The organism is Marinisporobacter balticus (assembly GCF_004345705.1).
Lineage (GTDB): Bacteria > Bacillota > Clostridia > Peptostreptococcales > Thermotaleaceae > Marinisporobacter > Marinisporobacter balticus.
On sequence record NZ_SLWV01000020.1, the window covers coordinates 1 to 18,854 of the forward strand.

The 18,854-nt window shown below is 34.8% G+C and carries 17 protein-coding genes, 6 tRNA genes and 1 rRNA gene; 19 read left to right on the forward strand and 5 right to left on the reverse strand.

The features are described 5' to 3' along the window. Positions 1-177: 177 nt before the first annotated feature. The 7 genes from rrf (at position 178) to EV214_RS12810 (ending at position 832) form a co-directional block, all read left to right on the forward strand. A 5S ribosomal RNA gene (gene rrf / locus EV214_RS12780) occupies positions 178-294 on the forward strand. A 7-nt stretch (positions 295-301) separates the two neighbouring features. Beyond that, a tRNA-Asn gene (locus tag EV214_RS12785) sits at positions 302-376 on the forward strand. A gap of 7 nt (positions 377-383) precedes the next feature. After that, a tRNA-Met gene (locus tag EV214_RS12790) sits at positions 384-458 on the forward strand. A gap of 5 nt (positions 459-463) precedes the next feature. Further along, positions 464-538 (forward strand) — tRNA-Glu (locus EV214_RS12795). A 5-nt stretch (positions 539-543) separates the two neighbouring features. After that, a tRNA-Val gene (locus tag EV214_RS12800) sits at positions 544-619 on the forward strand. 50 nt (positions 620-669) lie between these two features. After that, a tRNA-Leu gene (locus tag EV214_RS12805) sits at positions 670-753 on the forward strand. Between the two features lie 4 nt (positions 754-757). After that, a tRNA-Gly gene (locus tag EV214_RS12810) sits at positions 758-832 on the forward strand. 47 nt (positions 833-879) lie between these two features. Here EV214_RS12810 and EV214_RS12815 read toward each other — a convergent pair. The 5 genes from EV214_RS12815 to EV214_RS12835 all read right to left on the reverse strand — a co-directional run bounded on the left by EV214_RS12815 (position 880) and on the right by EV214_RS12835 (position 6,403). After that, the gene (locus EV214_RS12815; protein WP_132246392.1) at positions 880-1,878 is read right to left on the reverse strand and encodes a M42 family metallopeptidase; all 999 of its coding nucleotides are present in this window, start codon (positions 1,876-1,878) and stop codon (positions 880-882) included. Further along, positions 1,871-2,896, reverse strand: a complete 1,026-nt coding sequence (locus EV214_RS12820) for a M42 family metallopeptidase (protein ID WP_132246394.1) — start codon at positions 2,894-2,896, stop codon at positions 1,871-1,873. The genes EV214_RS12815 and EV214_RS12820 overlap by 8 nt, the downstream gene beginning before the upstream one ends. Next, complete coding sequence (locus EV214_RS12825; RefSeq protein ID WP_132246396.1) at positions 2,887-3,939, reverse strand: M42 family metallopeptidase; 1,053 nt, start codon at positions 3,937-3,939, stop codon at positions 2,887-2,889. Before EV214_RS12825 ends, EV214_RS12820 begins: the two co-directional genes overlap by 10 nt. Positions 3,940-4,283: 344 nt before the next feature. Beyond that, entirely contained in the window at positions 4,284-5,501 is a 1,218-nt protein-coding gene (locus EV214_RS12830) for a 2,3-bisphosphoglycerate-independent phosphoglycerate mutase (protein ID WP_132246398.1), read from the reverse strand. 212 nt (positions 5,502-5,713) lie between these two features. Beyond that, on the reverse strand, positions 5,714-6,403 hold the full coding sequence (locus tag EV214_RS12835) for a BON domain-containing protein (RefSeq protein WP_165916365.1): 690 nt from the start codon (positions 6,401-6,403) through the stop codon (positions 5,714-5,716). Positions 6,404-6,738: 335 nt separating this feature from the next. Between EV214_RS12835 and cdaA the strand changes: the two genes are divergently transcribed. The 12 genes from cdaA to EV214_RS12895 all read left to right on the forward strand — a co-directional run bounded on the left by cdaA (position 6,739) and on the right by EV214_RS12895 (position 18,774). Further along, positions 6,739-7,569 carry a diadenylate cyclase CdaA gene (cdaA, locus tag EV214_RS12840; protein WP_243116661.1) on the forward strand — a complete coding sequence of 277 codons (831 nt, stop codon included), beginning with the start codon at positions 6,739-6,741 and terminating at the stop codon, positions 7,567-7,569. Next, positions 7,562-8,878, forward strand: a complete 1,317-nt coding sequence (locus tag EV214_RS12845; protein ID WP_165916366.1) for a CdaR family protein — start codon at positions 7,562-7,564, stop codon at positions 8,876-8,878. Before cdaA ends, EV214_RS12845 begins: the two co-directional genes overlap by 8 nt. A gap of 89 nt (positions 8,879-8,967) precedes the next feature. After that, positions 8,968-10,686: a sigma-54 interaction domain-containing protein gene (locus EV214_RS12850; RefSeq protein WP_132246404.1), complete on the forward strand. Its 1,719-nt coding sequence runs from the start codon at positions 8,968-8,970 to the stop codon at positions 10,684-10,686. Positions 10,687-11,062: 376 nt separating this feature from the next. Further along, the gene (gene ptb, locus EV214_RS12855) at positions 11,063-11,974 is read left to right on the forward strand and encodes a phosphate butyryltransferase (RefSeq protein WP_132246406.1); all 912 of its coding nucleotides are present in this window, start codon (positions 11,063-11,065) and stop codon (positions 11,972-11,974) included. Positions 11,975-11,997: 23 nt separating this feature from the next. After that, positions 11,998-13,074, forward strand: a complete 1,077-nt coding sequence (buk, locus tag EV214_RS12860; protein ID WP_132246408.1) for a butyrate kinase — start codon at positions 11,998-12,000, stop codon at positions 13,072-13,074. Between the two features lie 9 nt (positions 13,075-13,083). Continuing rightward, a complete protein-coding gene (locus tag EV214_RS12865) occupies positions 13,084-13,758 on the forward strand; it encodes a nucleotide-binding protein (RefSeq protein WP_132246489.1) in 675 nt (224 codons plus the stop codon). Positions 13,759-13,822: 64 nt separating this feature from the next. Beyond that, positions 13,823-14,053 (forward strand): 4Fe-4S dicluster domain-containing protein, encoded by a 231-nt coding sequence (locus EV214_RS12870; protein ID WP_132246410.1) that lies wholly within the window; start codon positions 13,823-13,825, stop codon positions 14,051-14,053. A 13-nt stretch (positions 14,054-14,066) separates the two neighbouring features. Beyond that, positions 14,067-15,128 (forward strand): 3-methyl-2-oxobutanoate dehydrogenase subunit VorB, encoded by a 1,062-nt coding sequence (locus EV214_RS12875; RefSeq protein ID WP_132246412.1) that lies wholly within the window; start codon positions 14,067-14,069, stop codon positions 15,126-15,128. Continuing rightward, entirely contained in the window at positions 15,128-15,874 is a 747-nt protein-coding gene (locus EV214_RS12880; RefSeq protein WP_132246414.1) for a thiamine pyrophosphate-dependent enzyme, read from the forward strand. The genes EV214_RS12875 and EV214_RS12880 overlap by 1 nt, the downstream gene beginning before the upstream one ends. Continuing rightward, positions 15,874-16,416 carry a 2-oxoacid:acceptor oxidoreductase family protein gene (locus EV214_RS12885; protein ID WP_132246416.1) on the forward strand — a complete coding sequence of 181 codons (543 nt, stop codon included), beginning with the start codon at positions 15,874-15,876 and terminating at the stop codon, positions 16,414-16,416. Before EV214_RS12880 ends, EV214_RS12885 begins: the two co-directional genes overlap by 1 nt. A gap of 219 nt (positions 16,417-16,635) precedes the next feature. Continuing rightward, complete coding sequence (locus EV214_RS12890; protein ID WP_132246418.1) at positions 16,636-17,130, forward strand: hypothetical protein; 495 nt, start codon at positions 16,636-16,638, stop codon at positions 17,128-17,130. A 30-nt stretch (positions 17,131-17,160) separates the two neighbouring features. After that, positions 17,161-18,774, forward strand: a complete 1,614-nt coding sequence (locus EV214_RS12895) for a carbon starvation CstA family protein (RefSeq protein ID WP_132246420.1) — start codon at positions 17,161-17,163, stop codon at positions 18,772-18,774. The last annotated feature ends 80 nt before the right edge of the window (positions 18,775-18,854 follow it).

The window sequence follows — 18,854 nt, forward strand, 5'->3', positions numbered from 1 at the left end:
TAAGGGCAGTAATGTCTTTAGCTGACCGATACTAATAGGTCGAGGACTTGACCAAAAACATATGCATTGTTCGGTTTTGAAGGTACAATTTGTTCCACAAATTGTACCAACAGTAACCTAATTACAAAATTAACATTTTGAAATTTCGGTTGCTTAAAGGGTAAAACCTTTAAAATATCCAGTGACAATAGCGAAGGGGTCACACCTGTTCCCATACCGAACACAGAAGTTAAGCCCTTCAGCGCTGATGGTACTTGGTGGGTAACTGCCTGGGAGAGTAGGTCGTTGCTGGTTAGAGTGTTCCAAGGTAGCTCAATGGTGGAGCAACCGGCTGTTAACCGGTAGGCTGTGGGTTCGAGCCCCACCCTTGGAGCCATTATTATCGCGGAGTGGAGCAGTGGTAGCTCGTCGGGCTCATAACCCGAAGGTCGTAGGTTCAAGTCCTGCCTCCGCAACCAATCAAGGCCCATTGGTCAAGCGGTCAAGACACCGCCCTTTCACGGCGGTAACCCGGGTTCGATTCCCGGATGGGTCACCAATTTTGGGCGCATAGCTCAGCTGGGAGAGCACCTGCCTTACAAGCAGGGGGTCATAGGTTCGAGCCCTATTGCGCCCACCATTTAAGTTAATAAAAAACTTAGAAATATAAAATTTGTGTGATCGAAGCATGCGGGTGTGGCGGAATTGGCAGACGCACTAGACTTAGGATCTAGCGCTTATGGCGTGGGGGTTCAAGTCCCTCCACCCGCACCAATATGCGGAAGTGGCTCAGTGGTAGAGCATCGCCTTGCCAAGGCGAGGGTCGCGAGTTCGAATCTCGTCTTCCGCTCCAAATGAATAAATAAAATAAAACTCAGTAAATGCTGAGTTTTATTTTATTTATAATACAATGTCTCTTTCTAATATTTTTGTCAAAAGAATGATCGCATTTTCAACATCATCTTTAGACACCATTTCGGATGGACTGTGTACATATCTACAAGGGATGGATAGCACACCAGATGGAACGCCACTGCGCGTAACATGAATAGCGCCAGAATCTGTACCACCAAATTCTAAAACTTCTAGTTGATATGGAATTTTATGATCTTTTGCAGTATTGATCATAAGACTTTTGACAGCAGGATGGCTTAGTAAGGAATTATCCTTGATCTTAATAGCTGGACCTTTCCCTAATTTTACTGCCATTGCTTTTGCTTTTGGGGTATCTCCGGTAGTGGTTACATCTACTGCAATTCCTAAATCGGGATCAATGCCAAAAGCAGCAGTTTTTGCACCTCTTAAACCTAATTCTTCTTGAACAGTGAAAACAAAATAGAGTTCATTGGAAGAATCTTTTATTTTTTTTAATGTTTCAATGGCTATAAAACACCCAATTCGATCATCTAAAGCTTTCGCAGTGATCGCATCATTAAGAGTAGTGTATAGACGATAAAAACAAGCAACATCTCCGATAGTTACTTTCTGCATAGCATCTTCTTTATTTTTTGAACCAATGTCAATATACATTTTATCAAGCTTTAGTTTTTTCATATCTTCTAAATGTTCCATGCCGATTACCCCAATTGTGCCATCAGCAAACTGTACCCTTTGACCTAGTGAAATATAAGGAGAAACACCTCCAATATTTGCAAATCTTAAGAATCCATTTTCATCGATTCCTGTAACAATTACGCCGATTTCATCCATATGACTGGCAATCATGACTTTGGTGCCATTTCCTTTTTTTATGGCGATTAAGTTGCCCATTTTATCTATTTTCATTTCATCTACATAATCCTTTATTTCTTCCTGAATCAAATGGCGAATACTCTCTTCATTTCCAGAAGGACCGTAGGTTTCTGTAAGTTTTTTTAATAGATCATATTGACTATTCATGATATTCCTCCTTTTTTACATGCTCAAGGAAAATAGTTACGAGCTTAAGCGCATTTTCAAAATCATCCTTGTGAATCACTGAGACAGGAGAATGAAGATAACGACAAGGGACAGAAATAGATGCTGTAGGAATGCCTTCTTGTGTTAGATGAATTCTTCCTGCATCGTTTCCGCCTTTGATGGTTTGCTTAAACTGCACTTTTATATGGTTTTTATCAGCAATCTCTAATATTTTTTTGAGAAGGTTTTTATCAAAATAAGAGACGCTATCTACAATAGATAAAGCTGGACCAGATCCAAGACGGGTAGCATAGTTTGGCTCTTCAATATCCGTTACATCATAGCAAGTGGTAGCTTCTAGAACAATGGCTATATCTGGGTTTAATCGATAAGCAGCTACACCTGCGCCTCTTAAACCTACTTCTTCTTGTACAGAAAAGACTGCATAAATGGTACTATTGTATGATTTCTTTAAGATTTCCATGATTATTGCGCAGCCTGCCCGATCGTCTAAAGCTTTTGCTTTTACAAGGTGGTTTCCAAATTCTATGTAATCACTATCAAAGGCAATATAATCTCCTATGGTAATCAATTTTTCTGCTTCAGCCTTTGATTGTGCACCAATATCTATGTAAAGCTGTTTGTGTTTTAGTGCCTTATTTCGTTCATCGGGTTCTTGAAGGTGAATGGCTTTTGCACCAATGACACCTTTTACTTTATTTTTTCCAATTTCCACTACTTTTGAAACAAAAATACGATCATCCATACCACCAACAGGCAAAAATTTAATAAAACCATTCTCATCAATTTCTTTTACCATCATACCTACTTCATCCATGTGGGCAGAGAGCATGATTGATGGGTAATCTTCTTTTCCTCTTTTTATGACAATTAAATTTCCTAAGGGGTCTATTTTTATATCATCTACAAAAGGTTTAATCTCTTTTAATATAAACGCACAAACATCTTTTTCATTACCAGAAACACCATGAAGCTGGGTTAGTTTTTTTAGAAGCATAGAAATTCCTCCAAATCTTCATCATCTAAACTCGTGATAAAATAAGCCAAAAGTCTTCCAGTATTTTTTATATCTATAATATCTACTGTTTCGACAGAAGTATGCATATAGCGTAGTGGAATAGAAATCACACCTGTTGCGACACCAGATTGGCTAATTTGCATAGATTGCGCATCTGTTCCAGAATTTGCAGGACTTAGATCAACTTGATAAGGAATATTATATTCTTTGGCTATTTTTTTAAGTCTTTCATGTATCTTTGGATGAATATTTGCACCAAAACCAATACCAGGACCTCTTCCAAGATCTAAGCTATCACCCTTTGAAAGTTCAGGTGTTTTTCCAAAACCAACATCCACAGCGATGCCAATATGAGGAGCAATTTGAAAGGTACTTACCATGGCCCCTCTTGTTCCAACTTCTTCTTGTACGGTTGCTACACCATAAACATCACATTGATGATGCCACTTTTTCAGTTCTTTAAAGCATACGATAATTGCAGCAACACCTGCTTTATCATCTAAAGCTTTGCCTGCAACAACATTTTCTTGTAAAGAGATTATTTTGCGGTTAATGGTAATGGGATCACCAATTGTAATGATTTTCTCAGCCGCAGTTTTTGATAAGCCAATATCGATTAGCATATCTTCTATTTTGATGGATTCCTTTTGCTCCTCAGGCGTTTGTAGATGGGGTGCTTTTGTAGCAACGATTCCTAATAGATTCTTTTCTCCATGAATGATCACTTCTTGTGCAAGAAGGGTTCTTTGATCTACACCACCAATAGTGGTAAATTTAACAAAGCCTTTTTCATCAATATCTTTTACCATTAAACCAATCTCATCCATATGGGCTGCCAACATAATTTTTATAGGTTTTTGCGCATTGCCTTTTTTGTAGGCGATAAGATTTCCTAGTTTATCTCTTTTTATGTCATTACAAGTATCTTTTAAGAAAGATTCAATGATATGAGACGCAGATTGTTCAAATCCTGACACACTAGGTGTTTCTACCAGATTTTCTAAAATATTTCTAATTTGCATATATGTCCTCCTTTCTTATGAATAGCGTGATGGAAATCTTAAGTAAAGAATCTACATCTATAATTTCATGTAAACTCCCTATACAATTTTACTAAGATATACACCCTACGACCATTATTATAGCATATACTCAATATATATTCCTCTTTTAACCAATTTTGTTTATATATATAGTAAAAATTATTTTGCATAATTATTTTTAGACAATATTAAAACTATTTTGATATATCTGTATAAAATTATATTAAATATAAATGATAGATTACTACTTATTTATAGGAATAAGAAAAAAATGATGGGATTGCGAATAAATTTTAGCTACTTCAAATGCTGTTAAGTGTACCTTAAGCACCAAATTTATCTAATCGCTTCGAATTCGCTAGGAGTAAACCCATCAAATATTTACTTTCAAAAAATCCTAAACCTCCGTTATTACAAGCATTTTCATGAAATTTTTTCACATCATCTACCCCACTGAATCTGCCATTAATTAAAAGAGGTACAGGATGCCAGCTATGAGAACGCATGGCACAAGGAGAAGCATGATCTCCTGTTATCGCTAGAACATCAGGTTTATTTTCAAGAATAATAGGAAGGGCTTCATCTACGCGTTCAATGCAACCTACCTTTGATTCAAAATCACCATCTTCTCCAGCTTGATCGGTACCCTTTACATGAATAAAGAAGAAATCATATTTTTGTTTATAATCTCTATAGGTTTCAAACAATCCTTTGATAGAATCTGGTGCAGGAAGTAGCGTCATATCAAGCAAAGATGCAATGCCTCTATACATAGGGTAGGTAGCAATTGCTGCAGATTCTAAAAGGTAATGATCTCTCATAGAAGGAATCTTAGGTTTTGAAGCAATACCGCGCATTAAGAATGCATTTGCAGGGTGTTTTTCTTTTATTAGAGCATAACCTTCTTTCATGAATTTATTGATAACGCTTGCTAAAAACTGAGAGGAAGGATCTTTTCCAGTAGCAGGAATGGGAGGTTTTCCTTCTACTAAAGGATCAGTATCATTGATATTTGATCCAATCTCTTTTTCTTTGCTTCTAAATATAGTTACAAAACGATGCCCTTTCCCAGGCTTTATAATAATCTCCACACCATCAATTTCTTTGATACTGCTTAAGATATTACATAAGGCTACTGTCATTTCAGTAGGAATTCTTCCAGCTCGACGATCTGTAATCACACCTTTTTCATTCATCGTAGTAAAATTACATCTTGTAGCTACATCATAGGGTTTTAGTTCAAAACCAAGCCCAACTGCTTCTAATACACCTCTACCGATGATATGACACATAGGGTCATATCCAAAAAGACCAAGATGGCCTGGACCACTGCCGGGGGTAATACCTGGTAAAATAGGGTACATACGACCGGTTACAGATTCTTTTGCTAGGTTGTCTAAATGGGGTGTATGGGCATATTCTAAAGCTGTTTTATTTTTAAATTGTGGATTTCGAATATCACCTATCCCATCTAGCACGAGTAAAACAATGGTTGAATTATTTGTTTTGATTGTATTTTGAATGATTTGTTCATAATGCATAAAGATCACCTCTTAGATTTAGAATTGAATATATTATAGTTTTCCACAAAAAAGAAAATTTTAATAAAATTAGATGAAAAATATGTTTGAAATACTTGTAGAAGAATTGCGGAATAAATTGTATAAGAGATATTTATTTCCTGGGAAATGTATCGAATGAATGAAGAATATGAAAGACAATATAAAATGCCCAAGAAAATTCGGGCATTTTATTATCGCTTTCTGACTTTTAGCTTATTAATTACTTTTGTAATACCCTCTACACCCATAGCAATTTCTTTTGCAAATTCCATTTCAGTTTTGTTATGTACATAGCCACTTAAGGTAAGTTTTCCGTGATCTACTGAATGGGCAATATCCATATAGTCTAAATCAGTTGTACTAAGAACCTGTGTAACATTACTATTAATCCTGGAATCATCATATTTTTGAGCAGTAGATATATGGATATTATTCACAACATCTTTTATACCACGAATTTGTGATGCTATAGACATGGCTGTATGGGCATCTTTTAGGGTATTTGTGGAGCCTAAAAGGTTAGCAACGCCATCTTCTATTTTTACACCAACACCTAAAAGATGATCAACGCCTATAAGTCTGGCCATGACTTCTTTTTGCATATGTTTATCTGTAATATTGCTGTCCATAGCAACGGTGATTTTATTTTCAATTCTTTTTACCCTTTCAATTCCTTTTGCAATGGCTTCAGCTGTCTTTTTTTCAGAAAGGACATCTACCATACCAGACATGTGAACATGACCATTTTCACAAAATACATTAATATCCATTGCACTTGCTTGCATTTTTTCTTCCAATTGATCTTTGATGTAATCCGTGACTAAATCATCTTGATTGGGAATTTTATAATTTTTTATATCATTTGCACGCTTTTTTTTCATTTTCATCGTTCCTTTCATTTTCATGTGATATGGCGTAAGGCGTTTTAAATACATATTGTGCGTTTAATTGCTATTCCAAGAAAATCAAACAACGAGAATAGCATGGGAAATTCTTTCGACTTATTTATTAGTGTGCCACAAAATAAAATAATCATGTGAAATATTAAATTTTCATATCAAATAGCCATAGACTGGAGGAAATAGTGTAAAATAATAAAGAAGGGTTAAAACAAAAAAATAGAATTTAGAGGGATTTAACCTTGTATATTAGAATAATAATATATAAAAGCGTGTAACAAATTTTAAAAAAAGGTGGCATATTATTTGTTGAAGAGGTGTTCAAATTGAAAGAGGTACTAGAGATATTTTCAAATATTGGAGTAAGAGATATACTAGACATGGCAATTGTAGCTTTTGTTTTTTATAAGTTGTTTATGCTCATTCGCCACACGAGTGCGGAACAGGTATTAAAAGGACTAGTGGTGCTTTTAATTGTCACAAAGCTTAGTGAATGGGCAAGATTTTATGTAACTAATTGGATTTTAAAAAATACGATAACGGTTGGAATCATTGCATTAATTATTCTATTTCAACCAGAGCTTAGGCGCGCGCTTGAGCATATAGGAAGAACCAAATTTTTAACAAAGTCTATTATGGAGTTATCTCGTGAAGCATTAAATGAAAATATACATGAGATTGTAGAAGCGTCGACGAATCTTTCAAGACAAAAAATAGGTGCACTAATCATCATAGAACGAGAAACAGGAATAGGAGATGTTATTGAAACGGGAACTACGATTCAAGGAAATATTTCTTCTAGACTTCTTATAAATATTTTTATTCCAAACACCCCGCTTCATGATGGTGCGGTAGTTATAAGAAAGGATAAAATAATGGCTGCTGGTTGTGTCCTACCCCTTACACAAAATCCTAATCTTAGCAAGGAGTTAGGAACACGACATAGAGCAGGAATTGGAATGACTGAAAAATGTGATGCCATTGCCATTATGGTTTCAGAAGAAACTGGCGCCATATCTATTGCTATGGATGGAAAATTATCAAGATATTTAGATGCAAAGACATTAATGTCTGTATTAAAAAATGCCTATCAAAATGAACAGCAGAAGCCTTTATTGCGATGGAAATGGAGGCAAAAAGATGAATAATATTTGGAAAAAAATTAAATTTAATATAGGAAATACTAGGTTTTTTAGTAACAATACTATGCCTAAAATTCTGTCAATTGTTTTTGCAATCATTATGTGGCTATATGTTATGGGTGAAGTAAATCCTCAAAGTATGATAGAACTTACAAATGTAGAAGTGCAACTGTTAAATGTAGAAGAATTAAAGGAATCTGGATTGGTAATCATGGGTCAAAAAGATTTCTCAGTGAATGTAAAAATAAGTGGTAGACGAAATGATATATATAAGATGCGTGCGCAGGATTTAATAGCAAGAGCAGATATAAGAGGGTTTGATAAAGGTGTCAATAGTGTACCTGTTGAGATCAGTACATCTCATAATGTAAGTATATCAGAGATCTTTCCAAGCCAAATAAAGATTACATTAGATGAGATTGTACAACAGCAAAAGCCAGTGATGGCACAGCACATTGGAATAGCTTCGGAAGGATTTGAACCTAGTGAAGCGACCATATCTCCAACAAAAGTCATTGTAGAAGGGCCGGAAAGCTTAGTAAATAAGGTGACAATGGTTTTAGTGGATGTAAACATAAAGGACCGACAGGACGATGTAATAGAAAAATTGCCGCTTAAGGCTGTTAATAGTGAAGGAAAAAAAGTAAATGGCGTAGAAGTAAAGAATAAGTATGTGGAGATTGTGTTACCGATATTAAGAATAAAAGACGTACCCATATCTATAGCTTATGAGGGTGCTGTAAAAGAAGGCTACGAGATTACTAATATTACCTTAAGTCAGGAAACTGTAAAGATAAAAGGAAGAAAAGAAATTGTAGAAAGCATCAAACAAATTAATGCAAAACCGATTAATTTAGAGGGAGTAGAAAAAAATGTTCGAAAAGATATTTATTTAGTTTTACCCAAGGGCATAGAAACACCCTATCTAGATAAAACCCCCAGTACTTCTATCATGGTAGAACCTATAAAAAGCAAGGATTTTAATTTTAAAAGTGAAGAAGTGAATATAAAAAATGTAAAACAAGAATATATAGCAGATTTGAGCCAATTCCCACAGAATATAAAGGTCAGTGTAATGGCTAAAGAAAGTATGCTTGATAAAATTAATAAAGAGGACATAGAACTTTTTATCGATGCAAATGATTTGTCAGAAGGGCTATATTATATTCAAATTTCACATAATATATCTCAGAAAGTTGAGAATATAACGATATTCCCTAAACAAGTGGATTTAATTATGAAAAAACAAGAAGAAATACAGCCAACAGATAAGAAAGCTAATGCGGAAGTGAATACAGAAGTATTAGAAGAATAAATAATAAAAATAGCCTGGATATAATATATCCAGGCTATTTTAAGGGATAAAGAAAAGAATAAAAAACATTTTTAAAGGGAGAATGTGGGATGAAAAGAGAATTAGAAGTTATATTAGATTCTACGCATGATGCAATGATTGCAGTAGATGAAAAAGGAATTATCACTTTATTTAACAAAGCTGGAAAAAAGCTAACAAAACATGAAGGGGTAGAAGTTATAGGAAAATATATTACAGAAGTAATCGGTAATTCAAGACTTCCATATATTCTAAAGACCGGAAAATCAGAACTAAATCGTAAGCAGCCGTTAGGAGATATATCTATTGTTACGAATCGTATGCCTGTAAAGGATGAACGTGGAAAGGTTATTGGAGCTGTAGCTGTTTTTAGAGATATTACAGAGGTGAAAGAATTAGCAGAGGAAATTACCAATCTAAAAGAAATACAAAGTATGCTACAAGCCATATTTCATTCAACAGAGGATGCCATATCTGTCGTAGATGAAAAGGGGATTGGGGTAATGGTCAACCCTGCCTATTCAAAATTATCTGGACTTGTAGAAGAACAGATTATTGGAAAAATATGTACCGTTGATATTGCAGAGGGGGAAAGTATTCATCTGGAAGTTTTGAAAACAAAGAAACCTGTGAAAAATGCCCAATTAAAGGTAGGACCATCACGAAAGGAAGTGCTAGCAGATGCAGCACCTATGATTGTTGATGGGCAACTAAGAGGAAGCGTAGCAGTTTTGAAGGATTTAACAGAAATCAAAAGACTTACTTCTGAGCTAAACCAAGCAAAGCAAATCATACGAAAATTAGAAGCAAAATATACCTTTGACGATATTATTGGAGAAGATGAACAACTACTATCCGCTATTGATCGAGCAAAAAAGACTGCAATTACACCTGCAACGGTGCTTCTTAGAGGAGAGAGTGGAACAGGAAAAGAGTTATTTGCACATGCGATCCATAATGAAAGCAAACGGAAATATAGACAATTTGTTCGTGTCAACTGTGCGGCCATTAGCGAAAATCTATTAGAAAGTGAATTGTTTGGATATGAAGAAGGCGCTTTTACAGGAGCGATAAAAGGCGGAAGAAAAGGTTTGTTCGAGCAGGCAAACGGTGGAACCATATTCCTTGATGAAATTGGAGAAATTAGCTTAAGTACACAAGTAAAGCTTTTGAGAGTGTTGCAAGAAAAGGAAGTTGTTAGAGTTGGCGCAAGTATAGCAATCAATATAGATGTAAGAGTCATTGCTGCTACGAATTTAGATTTAGAAAGAGCCATAAAGGAGGGTAGATTTCGGGAAGACTTATATTATAGGTTAAATGTAATTCCGATTATCATACCGCCCATTCGACATCATAAAAAAGATATTCCTTTATTGGCAAAACATTTTATTAAAAAGTACAATCAAGAATATGGGAGATTTGTTCAAGACCTATCTCCTAATGCAATAAAGACATTGATCCATTTAGATTGGGCAGGAAATATAAGAGAATTAGAAAATTTTATTGGACGTGCCATGATTAATATGAAATTCAATGAAATGATTATAAGATCTCAGCATTTGCCTACAACTAAAGGAGAAATTAAAAAGGAATTTATGCAGCATATATCCTTTGATGAACGTAAAGAAATAATCAATAAAACATTAGAAGATGTAATAAACGACCATGAAAAAAGATATATTTTAGAAGTCTTAGAAGTTTATCATGATAATAAAACAGAAACAGCAAAACATCTAGGAATATCTATAAGAAGTCTATACTATAAACTGAAGAAATATAATATAGAATAAGGAATGATGAAAAATAAAATAGAATCGATGATTCATGCAAAAATTTGCACAAAATATAAAAATGCAAATTATTGCATGAATTTTTTTGCATAGAATAATTGATAGTGTCTTTTCACAAAATAAATAAGGTGTAAAAAAATTTGTAAAATATAAAAAAAACAATAATGAAACTTAGAAAAATCAAGTACTTACAACTATGTTTTGTTGCAAGATAAAAATACATAATAGAATGTAAGTAAGTGGCATATATCTTGCAAAAGAAATGGTTGTATTGATTCATATGGTTAAAGATGAAATCATCGTCTCAAATAAAGGCGTAAATAGAGTGTTTTTAGGACAAGCAAAAGAAAAAAATACGAAGAAGAGGTGAAAATTTATGATCAAAAATATGAAAGAAATACTGAAATTTGCAAAAGAAAGAGGACCAAAAACAATCGCGGTTGCTGTAGCAGAAGATTTAGATGTATTGCTAGCGGTAAGTAAAGCTCAAAAACTTAGGATTGCGGATGCAATTTTGGTTGGAGATCAAGATAAAATTGAGAAGATCGCAAAGACACATCATATCGATATTACTGCATGTGAAATGATACATGAAAAAGATATAAAGGAAGCTAGTAGGAAAGCAGTAGCACTTGTTTCAACTGGAAAAGCGTATATTGTTATGAAAGGATTAGTAGATACAGCTATTATTTTAAAAGCTGTACTCAATCAAGAGATTGGATTAAGAACAGGAAATGTATTAAGCCATACAGCAGTTTTTGAAGTGCCAAATTACGATCGACTTATCTTTGTTACCGATGCAGCGATGAATATTGCCCCTGATCTAATGACAAAAAAACAAATCATAGAAAATGCTGTAGAGGTTGCCTATGCACTAGATATAGATACACCTAAGGTAGCTGTAGTATGTGCAAAAGAAAAGGTAAATCCTAAAATGCCACCTACAGTAGATGCCCAAAAACTTGAAGATATGAATAAAGAAGGAGCAATAAAGGGGTGTATGGTAGGCGGTCCTTTTGCACTAGATAATGCTGTAAGTAAAAAAGCAGCGAAGCACAAAGGGATTGATCATCCTGTTGCAGGATGTGCGGATATCTTACTTGTACCAAATATAGAATCAGGAAATGTTTTATATAAATCCATGGTATTTTTCTCGGATACCAAAAACGCAGGGGTAATCGTTGGAGCGAAGGCACCGATCGTACTTACATCTCGTGCAGATAGTGATGAAACAAAATTAAATTCCATTGCACTAGCCGTTTTAATGGCTGCAAAGAAAAGTAACTAGAACTGAAAGAGAGGATTAAAATCATGAAAAAAGTATTTAGAATGCTTGCAATCAATCCAGGATCAACATCTACAAAGATCGCTGTATTTGATGATGAAAAATCAGTACTTGAAACAACTTTAAGACATAGTACAGAAGAAATAAATAAATATGAAAAAATTTATGATCAATATGCATTTAGGAAACAGGTAATATTAGATACGTTAAATGAAAATGGGATCAATATTACAAAAATAAATGCGGTTGTAGGAAGAGGCGGATTACTTAAACCTATAGAGGGAGGTACCTATAAGGTATCTGAAAAAATGATGAAGGATTTAGAGGTAGGGGTTTTAGGAGAACATGCTTCTAATCTAGGCGGTATTATCGCGAATGAAATTGCAAAACAATTAGATGTGGATGCTTTTATTGTAGATCCAGTAGTTGTAGATGAAATGGATGATTTAGCCAGAATTTCAGGAATGCCTGAAATAGATAGAAAGAGTATATTTCATGCATTAAATCAAAAGGCTGTTGCGAGATGCGCAGCAACAGAAATCGGGAAAAAATATGAAGACGGAAATTTCATCGTAGCACACATGGGTGGAGGCGTCTCAGTAGGTGCACATAAATGTGGCAGAGTAATAGATGTCAATAATGCACTAGATGGAGAAGGACCATTCTCACCAGAACGTGCTGGAGGACTTCCAGTAGGGGATATGGCAAAACTATGTTTTTCAGGAAAGTATACAATCGATGAAATCAAGAAAAAACTAAAAGGAAAAGGTGGACTTGTGGCTTACCTTGGCACCAATGATGGTAGAGAAGTAGGAAAAATGATAGAAGATGGAGATGAAAAAGCCGCCCTTGTATATAAAGCAATGGCCTATCAAGTAGCAAAAGAGATTGGAAGCTGTGCAGCAGTACTAAAGGGAAAAGTAGATGCGATTATCCTAACCGGCGGGATTGCTTATGACAAAGAATTTGTAAAATGGATTACGAAACATATAGAATTTATCGGAAAAGTCATGGTTTATCCAGGAGAAGAAGAGATGGTTGCATTGGCACAAGGCGGATTAAGAGTGCTAAGAGGCGAAGAACAACCAAAAGAATATCTATAGGTGATGGATATGTTAAATGATAAAAGAATCCGTGTAATCATTGGGCATTATGGAAGTGGGAAAACAGAATTTGCGATAAATTATGCAATGAAACTTACTAAGATGGGAAAAAAAGTAGCATTAGCAGATCTTGATATTGTGAATCCTTATTTTCGAAGTAGAGAAAAACAAGAAATGCTTGAAAGCTTAGGAATCACTGTTATTAGTAGTCAGATAAAGAATTCATTAGGCTCTGATTTACCAGCAGTTGCTTCTTCTATATTGATGCCATTGCAAGACAAATCTTTTGAAGTGATATTGGATGTAGGAGGAGATGCGATCGGGGCGAGAACTTTAGGAAGATACCATACTTATTTTAAAAAAGATGATTATGATATGTTTGCTGTAATCAATGCCAATCGACCACAAACATCAGAGATCAATGGGGCAATGAATCACGTAAGAACCATTGAAGCAGTTGCAAGAGCAAAAGTTACAGGACTTATAAATAATACCCATCTCTTACGAGAAACAACTATAGAAGATGTATTAAGAGGACAAAATCTAGTGAAAGAAGTTTCAAGAGAATCCAATATTCCAATTAAATATATAAGCACATTAGAAGAGATTGCAAGAGGTCTTCCAGAAAAAATGGAAGGAACAATTTTTCCAATTAAGATGTATATGCGAAAAGATTGGATGTAAAGTGAAAGGTCTATACGAAATCATAGATGAAAGGATTTCGATAGTATATTTGGGAGGTGAAATTATGGCAAAAGCAAAGGGTAAGGTTGCATTTAAAGAAGATCTATGTAAAGGATGTGAACTTTGTACAACGGTTTGTCCTGTAAAGATTGTAAAAATGGATAGAACAAGAATCAACATCAAAGGATATCATCCTGCAACTGTAGATGAAATGAATAAATGTATTGGATGTGGAAATTGTGCAACAATGTGTCCAGATTTAGTAATTACTGTTGAGCGAGAAATGGAGAAATAAGGAGGGAAAATAAATGGCTAAAATATTGATGAAGGGAAATGAAGCAATTGCTGCGGCTGCCATCAAAGGCGGATGTAAGTATTTCTTCGGATATCCGATCACACCACAAAATGAATTACCTGAATATATGGCAAGAGAACTTCATAAAACTGGAGGATGCTTTGTTCAAGCAGAAAGTGAAGTGGCAGCAATCAATATGGTATATGGAGCAGCAGGTGCAGGTGCTAGAGTTATGACTTCCTCATCATCACCAGGAATTGCATTGAAACAAGAAGGGATTAGTTATATTGCAGGAGCAGAGTTACCTTGTGTTATTGTAAATATTTCTAGGGGTGGCCCTGGTCTTGGAGGCATTCAACCAGCGCAATCTGATTATTTCCAAAATACTAGAGGCGGTGGAAATGGAGACTATCGTTTGTTAGTTTATGCACCAGCAACACTTCAAGAAGCGGTAGATTTAACAATGGAAGCTTTTGATGCAGCAGATTTTTATAGAAATCCAGTAGTAATATCAGCAGATGGTATGATCGGACAAATGATGGAACCGATTGAATTTAAAGAAGCTCCAAAACGTGAACTTTTACCAAAGGATTGGGCTACAATTGGAACAAAAGGACAAAGAGAACCCAATATCATAAATTCTCTTGCATTAGATCCAGCAGAACTTGAAAAACATAATATTCATTTAAAAGAAAAATACGATTTAATGGAAAAAAATGAAGTGCGTTATGAATTATACAATATGGAAAATGCAGAATTAGTGATTGTTGCATATGGTACAACTTCAAGGATTGTAAAAAATGCAATTGCTGCTATGAAAGAAGAAGGGATTCATGTAGGATTAATTAGACCGATTACATTATGGCCTTTCCCAATGAAAGCATTTGATGCAATACCTGAAACTACAAAAGCGTTATTATCTGTTGAAATGAGTATGGGTCAAATGATTGATGATGTAAAGATTGCAAATGAAGGAAAATTACCCGTACATTTTTATGGTAGAAGTGGTGGGATGATCCCTACACCGGATGGGATTGTAGAAAGCGTAAAGAAAGTATTAGGAGGTGAGAAGTAATGAGCGTTGTATTTCAAAGAACAAATGGATTAACACAAAAATCTACCCATTATTGTCCTGGATGTACGCACGGAATTATTCATAGATTAGTGGGGGAAGTATTAGAAGAACTTGGTGTATTAGGAGAAGCAATAGGGATAGCACCCGTAGGATGTTCTGTTTTGGCATATGATTATTTTAATTGTGATATGCAAGAAGCTGCTCACGGACGTGCACCAGCTGTTGCAACAGGTGTGAAGAGAGTATATAAGGATAAAACAGTATTTACGTATCAGGGAGATGGAGATTTGGCATCGATCGGTGCTGCTGAAATCGTTCATGCAGCACATAGAGGAGAAAAAATAACAACGATCTTTGTAAATAATGCGATTTATGGTATGACAGGTGGACAAATGGCACCCACTACCTTAATTGGACAAAAGGCAACGACAGCGCCTTTTGGAAGAGATCAAGCACACTCAGGGATGCCGCTAAAAGTTTCTGAAATGCTTGCAACAATTGATGGTGCAGTGTTTGTAGAAAGAGTGTCTGTAAATACACCTGCGAATATAAGAAAAGCAAAGAAAGCAATTAAGAAGGCTTTTGAAGTGCAAATAGAAGGAAAAGGATTTGGTATTGTTGAAGTTTTATCAACCTGTCCAACAAATTGGGGATTATCACCTATAGAAGCTTTAAAATGGTTAGAAGAAAACATGATGCCATACTATCCACTAGGAAATTTCCGTACACCTGAGGAGGTGAAGTAATGATGAAACAAGAAATTATTTGTGCTGGATTTGGTGGGCAAGGAGTAATGTCTATGGGACAACTTTTAACTTATGCAGGTATGCTTGAGGAAAAACATGTATCATGGCTTCCATCTTATGGACCAGAGATGCGCGGAGGAACAGCGAATTGTAGTGTAATCGTTTCAGAAACACCCATTGGTTCTCCTATTGTAACAGAAGGAACTTCTGCTATTGTTATGAACTTACCATCACTTATAAAATATGAAAAACATCTTGCGAAAGATGGATTATTACTTATAAATAGTTCATTAATAGATCAAAAAACTTCAAGAGAAGATGTAAAGGTTTATTATATTCCTGCCAATGAAATTGCAAATGAGCTAGGCAATGGCAAGGCTGCGAACATGGTAATGCTAGGCGCATTTTTAGAAATTACAAAAGTGGTTTCAATCGATTCTATTCTTGCCGCATTTAAAAAAGTATTTGGACCTAGTAAAGAAAAACATATTCCAATGAATAAAGAAGCCCTTGAGAAAGGTGCAGCTGCAGTAAGAGGATAATGATAAAAATGATGTGTAGTAATACGCATCATTTTTTTTTTAGCTCGTGCTACGATCTTGCTTACTAGTAAATGAAATAATGCACTTCATGTAACGAAAATGGCAATTCATGTTGTATGCAAAAAAATACTTCTAATATTATGAAAATTCTTGTATAATATTAGAAAAAGAGGATTTAAAATACACGATAAAAATCATTCAAAAAATAGGGGTCGATATATGAAACATATAGAATATTTGGAAAATATAGAAAGAAAATTAAATAGACATTTTGATATTAAAAAAGATTTTTTCTGTAAAGATATAAAAATAGATTTGTTTGCAAAATATTTTCTAAGGAATGAAAGATATATAGGCAGTAAAAAAGCATCTATTTATGCCTTTGAGAATAATGAATATTGTTTAATCAAATATTTTAACCATTTAGATCAGGAAAAACTTCAAAATTTTATGGAACATATAAAAGCTGCGGTAACTGACTTAGTCACACCAAATGAGGAGCATATGTCAAGTATTGTGACAGGGGTTGTGGTAATAGATGCAGATTGTGATGAAGAAATGGCTAGAATTGTCGAAAAATTCAGATTTCATAAAAGTTTTGCTTTTGGATTTAAGGGTTGGGTGGATATAAGGTTGCTTTTAGTGAGCTTAGATAATCATGAAATCACTACAAATAAAAAAGGAAAGGAGGTTAAGGATGTTTATCAACCTTAGTAAAAAATAAAATTTAAAGGAGGAATCATTATGAATTCGTTATGGCTAATTCTTGTAAGTATCGTTATTTTTAGTGTTGCCTATGTAACATATGGCAGTTGGCTTGCAAAACAGTGGGGTGTTGATCCAACAAGAAAAACACCAGCACATACAATCAATGATGGGGTAGATTATGTACCAGCAAAAGCGCCAGTATTAATGGGGCACCACTTTGCATCTATTGCTGGAGCAGGACCGATTGTAGGACCTATTGCAGCTGCAGTATTTGGATGGGTTCCTGTAATGCTTTGGATCATTATTGGAGGAATCTTTTTTGGAGGCGTACAAGATTTTGGTTCTCTATTTGCATCCGTTAGACATGATGGAAAATCTATTGGTGAAATCATTGAAGTAAATATGGGCAGAAACATGAAAAAACTATTTTCCGTTTTTGCTTGGGTAACATTATTACTAGTTGTTGCAGCTTTTACAAATATTGTTGCGAATACATTTGTGAGTGTTCCAGCGGCAGCATCAGCATCTGTACTATTTATTTTCTTAGCAGTTGGGTTTGGATTTTTTGTATATAGAAAAGGTGCATCGATAGGTATTTCAAGTGTAATTGGTGTAATTCTTTTATTTGCATGCATTGTACTTGGAAATATGTTCCCATTGGTATTAAGTAGAAATACATGGATTGTTATTTTATTAGGATATATTTTTGTGGCATCTGTTACACCTGTATGGATCTTATTACAGCCTAGAGATTATTTGAACTCATTCTTATTATATGCAATGCTTTTAGGCGCTGTATTAGGGCTTGTATTTTATAGACCAAGTATTCAATTACCTGCATTCACAGGATTTGATATGGGAAAAGGAAACCTTCTATTTCCAATGTTGTTTGTAACAGTAGCCTGTGGTGCTATATCAGGTTTCCACTCATTAGTAGGTTCTGGAACAACTTCTAAGCAAATGGATAATGAGGCCGATGCAAAAGCGGTTGGATATGGTGGTATGTTAATTGAATGTGTATTAGCTGTTATTGCTATTATTACAGCTGCATATGTTACAAAAGATAAATTTGCAGAACTAGCTGGCGCTGGTGGACCTGTAAATGTATTTTCAGATGGTATTGGTGTATTTATGTCAAAATTCGGTATACCTTATGGTGCAGGGAAATCTTTTGTTGCCCTTTCTGTATCTGCTTTTGCATTAACAAGTTTAGATACAGGGACAAGACTAGGAAGATTTATATTCCAAGAATTATGTGGAAACCCAGAAAAAGAAACACAGTCTATTTTAACGAATCGGTTTGTGGCTACAGCCATTACTGTTGGATTAGGTGGATGGTTGGCAGTCGGTAGCTGGACAAAAATATGGCCAATATTTGGTTCAGCAAACCAATTACTTGCAGCGTTAGCATTGCTTACAATTGCTGTTTGGTTAAAAAATAGTGGTAAAAATTACAGTATGTTTATGATCCCAATGATCTTTATGTTTGGCGTTACGGTTGTAGCATTAGGGCTTTTAATTCAAGCAAATCTAGCTACAGGAAACATAATATTAGTTATTTTCCCAGTATTATTGATGGTGTTGGCTTTTGTTCTTGCTGTAGCAGGATTCAAAGCATTAACAAAACCAGAAGAAGTAAATATAAAGTAATAAAAATAAAAGGAAAAATGGCTTTAATTAAGCCATTTTTCTTTTTATTTTATAGGTGGAAAGAAAAGGGCTGTGGTAAA

Bases quoted from the DNA above. Each gene is read 5' to 3' on its own strand.
- EV214_RS12890 (WP_132246418.1), top strand. From the start codon at position 16,636: ATGAAACATATAGAATATTTGGAAAATATAGAAAGAAAATTAAATAGA.
- EV214_RS12870 (WP_132246410.1), top strand. From the start codon at position 13,823: ATGGCAAAAGCAAAGGGTAAGGTTGCATTTAAAGAAGATCTATGTAAA.
- EV214_RS12845 (WP_165916366.1), top strand. From the start codon at position 7,562: ATGAATAATATTTGGAAAAAAATTAAATTTAATATAGGAAATACTAGG.
- EV214_RS12895 (WP_132246420.1), top strand. From the start codon at position 17,161: ATGAATTCGTTATGGCTAATTCTTGTAAGTATCGTTATTTTTAGTGTT.
- EV214_RS12880 (WP_132246414.1), top strand. From the start codon at position 15,128: ATGAGCGTTGTATTTCAAAGAACAAATGGATTAACACAAAAATCTACC.
- buk (WP_132246408.1), top strand. From the start codon at position 11,998: ATGAAAAAAGTATTTAGAATGCTTGCAATCAATCCAGGATCAACATCT.
- EV214_RS12830 (WP_132246398.1), bottom strand. From the start codon at position 5,501: ATGCATTATGAACAAATCATTCAAAATACAATCAAAACAAATAATTCA.
- EV214_RS12825 (WP_132246396.1), bottom strand. From the start codon at position 3,939: ATGCAAATTAGAAATATTTTAGAAAATCTGGTAGAAACACCTAGTGTG.
- EV214_RS12850 (WP_132246404.1), top strand. From the start codon at position 8,968: ATGAAAAGAGAATTAGAAGTTATATTAGATTCTACGCATGATGCAATG.
- EV214_RS12885 (WP_132246416.1), top strand. From the start codon at position 15,874: ATGATGAAACAAGAAATTATTTGTGCTGGATTTGGTGGGCAAGGAGTA.
- EV214_RS12865 (WP_132246489.1), top strand. From the start codon at position 13,084: ATGTTAAATGATAAAAGAATCCGTGTAATCATTGGGCATTATGGAAGT.
- ptb (WP_132246406.1), top strand. From the start codon at position 11,063: ATGATCAAAAATATGAAAGAAATACTGAAATTTGCAAAAGAAAGAGGA.
- EV214_RS12815 (WP_132246392.1), bottom strand. From the start codon at position 1,878: ATGAATAGTCAATATGATCTATTAAAAAAACTTACAGAAACCTACGGT.
- EV214_RS12875 (WP_132246412.1), top strand. From the start codon at position 14,067: ATGGCTAAAATATTGATGAAGGGAAATGAAGCAATTGCTGCGGCTGCC.
- EV214_RS12835 (WP_165916365.1), bottom strand. From the start codon at position 6,403: ATGAAAAAAAAGCGTGCAAATGATATAAAAAATTATAAAATTCCCAAT.
- EV214_RS12820 (WP_132246394.1), bottom strand. From the start codon at position 2,896: ATGCTTCTAAAAAAACTAACCCAGCTTCATGGTGTTTCTGGTAATGAA.